Source organism: Hyella patelloides LEGE 07179, assembly GCF_900659865.1.
Taxonomy (GTDB): Bacteria; Cyanobacteriota; Cyanobacteriia; order Cyanobacteriales; family Xenococcaceae; genus Hyella; species Hyella patelloides.
In genome coordinates this window covers 1-2,614 of record NZ_LR214232.1, presented here as the reverse complement: position 1 = coordinate 2,614, position 2,614 = coordinate 1, and the positions used below count along the sequence as shown (strand labels likewise).

The following is a 2,614-nucleotide window of genomic DNA, read 5'->3' as shown; positions in this document are numbered from 1 at the left end:
CCCCTAATCATCACCGAAGGAGCGAAAAAAGCAGGGTGTTTAATCACTAATAGTTATGTCGCCATTGCTCTACCTGGAATTTATGGTGGTTATCGTCAAGAGCGAGATAACTGGGGCAATAAAATAGGCAAACCTTCTCTAATTCCTCAACTAGAAGTATTTGCCCAGAAAGAGCGAGAAATCATCTTTGCTTTTGATAACGACACCAAACCCAAAACCGTTGCTAACGTTAGAGCAGCCATTAAAATCACTGGCGGATTATTAGCGAGCAGGGGTTGTAAAGTTACCGTTATAAGCTGGAATACCCCAGAGAAGGGAGTAGATGACCTGATATTCGCCAGGGGCGTAGATTTCTTCCATTGCCTCTATAATAACCGTCAACCCCTCTCTAACTTCAATTTATTAAATCTCTTAGATTTATCGAAATACTCCCCTGTAACAGTCGATGAGCGTTATCTGAGTGACTTTAATCACCCAACTGCTACCGCCCAACTCATCGGCATCAAATCCGCCAAAGGAACGGGTAAAACCGAACGGATAGCTAGAAGAGTTCATCAAGGAATTCGTCAAGGACAAAGAGCCATTGTTATAACTCACCGAGAACAACTAGCAATTACCATAGCTCACAGATTTGGCATTGATTACAGAACCGAAATAAAAACTAGCGTCACCCAAGGGGTATTAGGTTACGCCCTCTGTATCGATTCGCTGCACCCTCATGCTAACCCGAACTTTAACCCCGATGAATGGCGCGAAGCACTCGTAATTATTGACGAAGTAGAACAAGTCCTATGGCATCTGCTTAACTCCGATACTTGTCAGAATAACCGAGTAGCTATTATCAACAGCTTCAAGCAGCTTCTTCAAACTGTCGTCGGTACGGGAGGACAAATCATCGTTGCTGATGCGGACTTATCTGCCATTGCCCTAGATTATATTAGAGCCTTAATCGGCTTCCCCATCGAAACCTATGTATTAGAGAATCAACATAATCCCAATCTAGGTAAACGCTCACTTATCAATTATTCGGGCAATGACCCCATTAAATTAGTCACTAACCTAGTTAAAAGTCTTGAAAAAGGAGAAAAAGCCCTAGTTCACACCACAGGACAGAAAGCTAAAAGTAAGTGGGGGACAATCAATTTAGAATCCTACTTGAAAAAGAAATTTCCCACCGCCAAAATCTTAAGAATTGATAGCGAATCAGTAGCCGACCCCAATCATCCAGCTATGGGGTGTATGGGCAACCTCAACGCCATTATTGCCCGCTACGACATAGTAATAGTATCCCCCGTAGTGGAAACAGGAGTCAGTATAGATTTATACAACCACTTCCATGGGGTATGGTGTATTGCCTATGGTTTACAAACCGTCGATGCAGTGTGTCAGACCCCAGAACGACTCAGAGATAATGTAACCCGTCATATTTGGGTCAAAGCCACAGCTAAGAATAACCGTATTGGCAATGGTTCGACCAGCGTCAAGAGTTTACTCTATTCAGAACATAAAACAACCCGTGCCAATATGATGCTGCTACAGCAAGCAGGTATTGATGAGTTTGACGAGCTTGATGTAAATTACTCTCCAGAATCATTATTAACCTGGGCAAAAAGAGCTTGTGTGGTCAATGATGGAAAGAATAATTATCGCGACTCGGTTTTAAATAAATTAAGAGAGTCAGGTTACGAGGTTTCTCACTTCAAAGAAGAGGACAAGACATCTGAAACACTTGTCAATAACTCTCTCAACCAAACCCGCCAAGAAAATTATCAAACCTTTACTGAAGCTGTAAGCGACGTAGAGAAACCCACCCCAGAAAAATTAGAATCCCTCTTGCACAAACGCGCTAAAACCAAAACTGAACGACTCCAGGAGAGGAAAGGAAATCTAGAAATACGTTACGGGGTAGAAGTTACCCCAGAGCTAGTAGAAAAAGACGATAAAGGCTGGTACAACAAATTAAGACTACATTACTACCTCACCGTTGGTAACATCTATCTAGCTCAAAAAGATCAACAAAGCCTGTCGAATTTAACTGCCAATAGTAAAGGTTTTGCTTTCAAACCCGATATTAATAAACGAACACTTTCAGCTAAAGTCAAAGCTCTAGAAATTCTAGATATCGAACAATTTTTAAATCCCTTCGCTCACTTTACTGCCGACTCTCTAGAGGGTTGGTTAGAAAAGATGATTCAATATCGCTATGAAATTTTGATGTTGTTAGGAGTCACAATTCATCCCACAAAGGATAGTGCTATAGCAGTAGCCCAAAGAATCCTCAACAAACTCGGCTTAAAACTGAAAAAATTAGGTACACGGGGTTCTCGGACAGATAAACAACGGGTATATGGAGGATGTCCCATAGACCCCGACGGACGAGAGGCGGTTTTTGCTCTTTGGCTGAGTCGTGATGCCAAACTATCGAATAGTGAGGTGGTTCGCACCCTTTGCTAAAGAATATATATAAGGGGGATGGTGTTCTCATCCCAATACTGTTCGGTTAACAATTATTGGAGCGAGAGTGAGGTGAGGGGAAAGGACAAAGGGGAAGGGGAAAAGGTTATTTTTACATTCCTTTTCCCTTTACCCATTAACCTTTTACCAACCCTACCAA

The 2,614-nt window shown here is 42.1% G+C and carries 1 protein-coding gene; it reads left to right on the top strand.

What is annotated here, in order from left to right; translation table 11 throughout:
- The coding region (locus H1P_RS32600) for a plasmid replication protein, CyRepA1 family (RefSeq protein ID WP_144875533.1) at positions 1 to 2,454 on the top strand (2,454 nt) is incomplete at its 5' end.
- Positions 2,455 to 2,614: the final 160 nt, after the last annotated feature.